Origin of the sequence: Pseudomonas sp. (genome assembly GCF_035554175.1) — a bacterium.
Taxonomy (GTDB): Bacteria; Pseudomonadota; Gammaproteobacteria; order Pseudomonadales; family Pseudomonadaceae; genus Aquipseudomonas.
The window spans coordinates 109,868-116,213 of the sequence record NZ_DATMIV010000033.1 but is presented as its reverse complement, the minus strand read 5'-3'; the positions used below and the strand labels follow the sequence as shown (position 1 = coordinate 116,213).

Sequence of the window (6,346 nt, the reverse complement as noted above, 5' to 3'; positions counted from 1 at the left end):
CGGCACCATCAAGTCGATCACCGATTTCGGTATCTTCATTGGTCTGGACGGCGGCATCGACGGTCTGGTTCACCTGTCCGACATCTCCTGGAACGAAGTGGGCGAAGAAGCCGTACGTCGTTTCAAGAAGGGCGACGAGCTGGACACCGTCATCCTGTCGGTTGATCCGGAGCGCGAGCGCATCTCCCTGGGCATCAAGCAACTGGAAAGCGATCCGTTCTCCGAGTACGTCTCGGTTAACGACAAGGGCGCTATCGTGACCGGTACCGTGAAAGAAGTTGACGCCAAAGGCGCCATCATCGTTCTGGCCGACGACATCGAAGCTACCCTGAAAGCCTCCGAAATCAGCCGTGACCGCGTTGAAGACGCGCGCAACGTTCTGAAAGAAGGCCAGGAAGTTGAAGCCAAGATCATCAGCGTTGATCGCAAGAGCCGCGTAATCCAGCTCTCGATCAAGTCGAAAGACGATGCTGAAGAGAAAGAAGCCATCCAGAGCCTGAAAGCAGCGCCGGAAGGCGAAGCAGCTGATACCACTATGGCGGCACTGCTGCGTCAAGCAATGGCCAAACAGAACTGAGTTCTGCTTGATCATTAAAAAGGGCGACTTCGGTCGCCCTTTTTTGTGCCTGCGATTTGGTTCTTGTACGTTCGTGCATGAAACCAATTGCCTCGGCTTCGGGTCTGTTTCTTTAATCGGATCAATCGCCTATTCACGACTAAGCTTGGTCTTGAGCATCAGTCGTCGGGCTTGCCTGGCATAAGGAAGTGGATGAACAAGTTACTTGTTGTTGCAATGGTCTTGGCGCTGGCAGGTTGCACCACCAGTGCGAAAACCCACGCAGTGCGTGGCGTTAGCGGTATCGAGGTCGATTGTTCTGGGCTTGGTTCTGGCTGGGAAAAGTGCCATAAGCGCGCGGCGAAGGAGTGCAAGGGTGCTGGCTACAAGGTTATTACACGCTCGGATGACGCCAAGGATGAAGACGAGTATCCGTTCGGGTTCAATCCAGCAGGCTATTTGACCCGAACCATGTTGGTGATATGTCGCTGAGTGTGAGTTGGCAGGCAAGTCAACTCGATGCCCTGAAAATGGGCGTTTTGGCGTCGGGAGAGATATGTCAATCCTTGGGCTGTTCAAATTCCTCCGGGCATGCTAAAACCTTTCAAGCGCTGATCTAGCTGCTTGAAAAAGAAGGGAAAAATATGACGAAGTCGGAGTTGATCGAACGAATTGTCACCCATCAAGGGCTACTCTCATCCAAGGATGTGGAGCTGGCCATCAAGACCATGCTTGAACAAATGTCTCAGTGCCTCGCCACCGGTGATCGTATCGAGATCCGTGGATTCGGCAGCTTCTCCCTGCACTACCGCGCACCGCGCGTTGGTCGTAATCCGAAGACCGGTCAGTCGGTAAGTCTGGACGGTAAATTCGTCCCGCATTTCAAGCCGGGCAAGGAATTGCGTGACCGCGTGAATGAGGAAGAGGAGGAGGGCGCTTGATCTTCGCTATTCAAATTCAAGGGGGCGTGAATGCGTAACCTGAAACGCATACTGCTTGGCGTCTTTCTTCTGCTGATGGTTCTGATTGTTCTGGCATTTGTGCTGGAGAACCAACAATCGGTTTCACTTTTGTTTCTGGGTTTTTCCGGCCCGCAGTTGCCAGTGTCGGTTATCGCGGTTTTGGCATTGCTGATCGGTATGTTGATCGGCCCTATGGTGGGCTGGTTTTTCGGTAGGGTTGCCCGGCGTTCACGGAAGCACGCCGTTTGATGCTGCTAAAGTTGCTGAGCTGAACTCCTTCAACTTGGTTTGTATCAGGCGTGTGGGTTAGCTTGCACTTCACGGATTTATCAATCGTGAAGCCGATGTTATCCGGTTGCCGAAAGAAAACGTGTCGTCTTTCTACGCTGCTGTTTGCTAGCTGAAGTGCTAAAATTTTCTTGGTCGCTCTCAGGCCTCTCTTTCGTAAGCTCGATCCCAAGTGACGGCAATCTTATTAATAAGGCTTTCGAGCTAAGCGCTACCAGTGGGATGGCATGTCTGTAAAATTACCAAAAGTCGCAGTGTTGTTGGCTGCTTACAATGGAACGCGCTGGATTGAAGAACAGATGGCTTCAATTCTCGGTCAGTCTGAGGTTGACGTTACGGTATATATCAGCGTAGATCCTTCGAGTGACGGAACTGAGGTTTGGTGTTCGACGCTTGCAGCTAGCGAATCCAACGTCGTCTTATTACCATCAGCGGGAAAGTTTGGTGGCGCCTCGCGCAATTTTTTCCGCTTGATTCGTGATGTTGAAATAGATCATTTTGAATACGTAGCTTTTGCGGATCAGGATGATATCTGGTATGCGGATAAGCTTCTCCGCGCGGTGTCTGGCATCGAGCAGCAGAAGGCAGATGCATATTCGAGTAACGTCATTGCCTTTTGGCCCAATGGTAGAAAAAGGTTACTCGACAAGGCTCAGGCTCAAGTTGAATGGGACTATTTGTTCGAAGCGGCCGGTCCCGGTTGTACATACGTCATGAATAAGCGCTTGTTCAGCGCCATCAAGGCTTCGGTGCTTAGCAATTGGGATGTCTTGCAGCTGGTGAGCTTGCATGATTGGTTTTTCTATGCTTATGCGCGTAGTCATGGATTTAAATGGTTCATAGACGCGGTGCCATCCATGGCTTATCGGCAGCATGAGCATAATCAAGTTGGAGCTAATACTGGATTCAAATCTATCTTGTCCCGTTATAAAACAATAAATAACGGGTGGTGGTTTGGTCAGGTGAAGTTGATTGCTCATTTAGTTGGCGTTGATTCCGCGCCATTTGTAGTGAGTTGGTTTTCATTGAGCCGATGGCAGTTACTTAAGCTATCTTTCAATGCTTGGCGTTGCCGCCGCCGCACCCGCGATAAAATTCTGTTCCTCTTGATCTGCCTGATCACTATATTTGTAGGACGGAAAGAAGTCGCTTTATTTCAGTAGTGGTAAAGAATTTATGATTGTTCATAATGCCAGCGAATCGTGCTTCCTATAGGGCGTTTGGATTTGACATTGCGTAAGTGGCGCTACATTAGGTTCGGGCGGTGCCTAATCCTTCGTCGTCCGGAAGCCGAAGGGGCTGCTCGGTATTTAGTGTTTACGCGTTAGTAGCGCTGATGGCTCAAGATTTCAACTTTCAATGGTTTGCTGTCTTGCTCCGGCGAGCTGGAGATCTTTACTGCTTCGAGACATCGGTCAGGACCTGTCATTTCTCTCTGCGACGGATCTCAGAGGCGCAAGGCTGTCGTCGGTTTTTGGAGGTGTGAGTTGCTTCGATTGATGTAGAATGTACAATCGTTCGCTCAGAACACAACCATATCGACAGTTTTTACAGTGATGACGCCTCTATGGGGCGACGGTTCGCGCAAAGAGGGATTTTGTGACGGTTTCAGACCAGCATTTTGATACAGATCATGCCGTCCAGGCAGCTGGCGAGCCTGTTGCGAACGTTGCAATTCTCCTATGCACCTACAACGGTACATCGTTTCTTGCTGAGCAACTCGAGTCTTTTCGACGTCAGACGCATCCCAATTGGACGCTTTACGTTTCCGACGATGGATCCCAGGATGGGACGCAGGAGATGTTACAAACATTTCGAATCACAATGGGCGCACAACGCGTTCACATATCGGAAGGTCCCAAGAGGGGGTTCGTAGCCAATTTTCTGTCCTTGGCTTGCCGATCCGACATCTCTGCAGATTTCTATGCTTGGTCGGATCAAGATGACATCTGGAAGGATGCGAAGCTTGAGAAGGCGATAACCTGGCTACAGAACGTACCTGCTGATATCCCTGCACTTTATTGCGGTCGTACAGAATTGATTGGCGAGTCGGGTGCATCCTGCGGGTATTCGCCACGTTTTAGACTTCCCCCACATTTTTCCAACGCCCTGGTTCAAAGCATCGGGGGTGGGAACACCATGGTATTCAATCGAGCCGCACGTAATCTCCTCCTTGAAGCGGGTGATCGGGTGGATGCCCCCTGCCACGATTGGTGGGCATATGTGCTCATTTCCGGGGCTGGAGGAAAGGTTCATTATGATCCAGAGCCCATGTTGCTTTACCGTCAGCATGATGAAAACCTGATAGGCGGGAACTCCGGCTGGGTAGCTCGTTTAGGGCGTTTGCCTTTGATCTTCCAAGGCAGTTTCTGCAGATGGAACGATCAGATAATCCATGAGCTTGAAGCGATGAGTCATCGGCTGAGCCCTGAAAATAAGGTCACCTTTGGTCGGTTCAAAAAAGCACGTAAACAGAAACTATTTCCAAGAATCCTGGGTTTTCAGCGGGCCGGAATTCACCGGCAGACGCTTTTTGGAAACCTCGGACTCATTCTCGTCGTTCTATTGAAAAAGATCTAATTTATGACCATCTTAGTCACTGGCGGTGCCGGTTTTATCGGGGCAAACTTTGTACTGGACTGGCTAACGCAGTCGGATGAGCAGGTTATCAACCTGGACAAACTCACTTATGCCGGAAACCTGGAAAGTCTGGCCAGTCTGGATGGAGATGCGCGGCATACCTTCATCCAAGGTGATATCGGTGACAGCGACTTGGTTGCGCGCTTGTTAAGCGACCATCGACCACGTGCGATCTTAAATTTTGCCGCCGAGTCTCATGTTGATCGCTCGATCCACGGTCCCGAAGATTTCATTGAAACAAATATTGTCGGTACCTTCCGGCTTTTAGAGGCTGTGCGAGCTTATTGGGGCGATCTCGAGCAGAGCGCAAAAGGGGCGTTTCGCTTCTTGCACGTTTCTACGGATGAGGTTTACGGATCCCTGGCAAAAGATGATCCGGCTTTTACCGAAACTCATCAGTACGAACCTAACAGTCCTTATTCGGCAAGCAAGGCTGCGAGTGACCACTTGGTACGTGCCTACCACCATACTTATGGCTTGCCTGTACTGACTACGAATTGCTCAAATAACTATGGCCCATACCATTTTCCGGAAAAGCTGATTCCGTTGATGATTGTCAACGCGCTTGCCGGTAAATCTCTGCCAGTGTATGGCGATGGGCAGCAGATCCGCGATTGGCTCTATGTCAAAGACCACTGTAGCGCAATCCGCCGGGTTCTCGAAGCTGGTAAGATTGGCGAAACCTATAACGTCGGCGGTTGGAACGAAAAGCCCAATCTCGACATTGTAAATACTGTTTGCGCGTTACTTGACGAATTGAGCCCGCGGTCGGACGGCCAGCCTTACCATCAGCAAATCGCTTATGTAACTGATCGCCCCGGCCACGACCGTCGGTATGCAATTGATGCCCGGAAGCTTGAACGTGAATTGGGCTGGAAACCGGCCGAGACTTTCGAAACTGGTATTCGCAAGACTGTCGAGTGGTACTTGAAAAATCAGGGATGGGTTAGCAATGTTACTAGCGGCGCTTATCGGGATTGGGTAAGCAGGCAGTACATATGAAAAAAATTGTGTTATTTGGTAGTAACGGGCAGGTGGGGTGGGAGCTACAGCGCTCCTTACCCCTGCTTGGAGACTTCGCGGCCTGTGATCGAAGTAAGGTTGACTTGGCGGATTTTGACGCCGTGTCAGCTTATCTCCGTCAAGAGCGTCCAGATATTATCGTCAATGCGGCGGCATATAACGCTGTTGAATTAGCAGAAACATACGAGCAAGACGCCGAAAGAATCAATTTTCTATTGGTGAAGGTGCTGGCCGAGTATGCGGCGGAGAATAATGCTTGGCTGGTGCACTACTCTACCGATTACGTATTCAATGGGGCATCCGACATTCCATATGATGAGACTGATCTCCCAGACCCATTGAATGCATATGGCAGGTCCAAAGCGCTGGGTGAAGTGGCCGTGGCCGCTAGCGGCTGTAACCATCTTTTACTTAGAACCAGTTGGATTTATTCCTCTCGCGGTAGAAATTTTGCTAAAACGATTTTGAATCTGGCGGCAACAAAGACAGAATTTTCGGTCGTGAGTGATCAAACGGGCGCGCCTACTTGTGCTTCATTCATCGCAGATACGACTGTACTGTGTCTTTATCGGATTTTGAACAGTGCGGATACCCAATCTCTGAGTGGTACATACCATTTAGTATCGTCGGGGTACGCGAGTTGGTATGAATACGCTAGTTATTTGGTTACTGAGGCATTGAGTCTTGGAATACCTCTGAACTGCACGGAAAAAGATATCAGGCCCGTTAGCGGTTCTGAATATCCTACGAAAGCGGTCAGACCTATAAGCTCAAGACTCAATAACAGTAAGATTCAAAACGCGTTCAATATAATTATTCCTGATTGGAAAACCTATATTAAAAGAACGCTCTCTGACATCGCTAGGCAGGGATGATT

The 6,346-nt window shown here is 49.9% G+C and carries 8 protein-coding genes; all 8 read left to right on the top strand.

What is annotated here, in order from left to right; genetic code table 11:
* Window positions 1-577 (top strand): S1 RNA-binding domain-containing protein (locus VNV36_RS16375; protein ID WP_325718665.1); only part of this gene is annotated, 577 nt, incomplete at its 5' end.
* 192 nt (window positions 578-769) lie between these two features.
* A complete protein-coding gene (locus tag VNV36_RS16370; protein ID WP_325718664.1) occupies window positions 770-1,048 on the top strand; it encodes a hypothetical protein in 279 nt (92 codons plus the stop codon).
* Between the two features lie 152 nt (window positions 1,049-1,200).
* Window positions 1,201-1,497 carry an integration host factor subunit beta gene (ihfB, locus tag VNV36_RS16365; RefSeq protein WP_007950920.1) on the top strand — a complete coding sequence of 99 codons (297 nt, stop codon included), beginning with the start codon at window positions 1,201-1,203 and terminating at the stop codon, window positions 1,495-1,497.
* Between the two features lie 30 nt (window positions 1,498-1,527).
* Entirely contained in the window at window positions 1,528-1,767 is a 240-nt protein-coding gene (locus VNV36_RS16360; protein WP_325718663.1) for a lipopolysaccharide assembly protein LapA domain-containing protein, read from the top strand.
* Between the two features lie 266 nt (window positions 1,768-2,033).
* Entirely contained in the window at window positions 2,034-2,969 is a 936-nt protein-coding gene (locus tag VNV36_RS16355; protein WP_325718662.1) for a glycosyltransferase, read from the top strand.
* 436 nt (window positions 2,970-3,405) lie between these two features.
* On the top strand, window positions 3,406-4,386 hold the full coding sequence (locus VNV36_RS16350) for a glycosyltransferase family 2 protein (protein WP_325718661.1): 981 nt from the start codon (window positions 3,406-3,408) through the stop codon (window positions 4,384-4,386).
* Window positions 4,387-4,389: 3 nt separating this feature from the next.
* Entirely contained in the window at window positions 4,390-5,448 is a 1,059-nt protein-coding gene (gene rfbB, locus VNV36_RS16345) for a dTDP-glucose 4,6-dehydratase (protein WP_325718660.1), read from the top strand.
* Entirely contained in the window at window positions 5,445-6,344 is a 900-nt protein-coding gene (gene rfbD / locus VNV36_RS16340) for a dTDP-4-dehydrorhamnose reductase (protein ID WP_325718659.1), read from the top strand. The genes rfbB and rfbD overlap by 4 nt, the downstream gene beginning before the upstream one ends.
* Window positions 6,345-6,346: the final 2 nt, after the last annotated feature.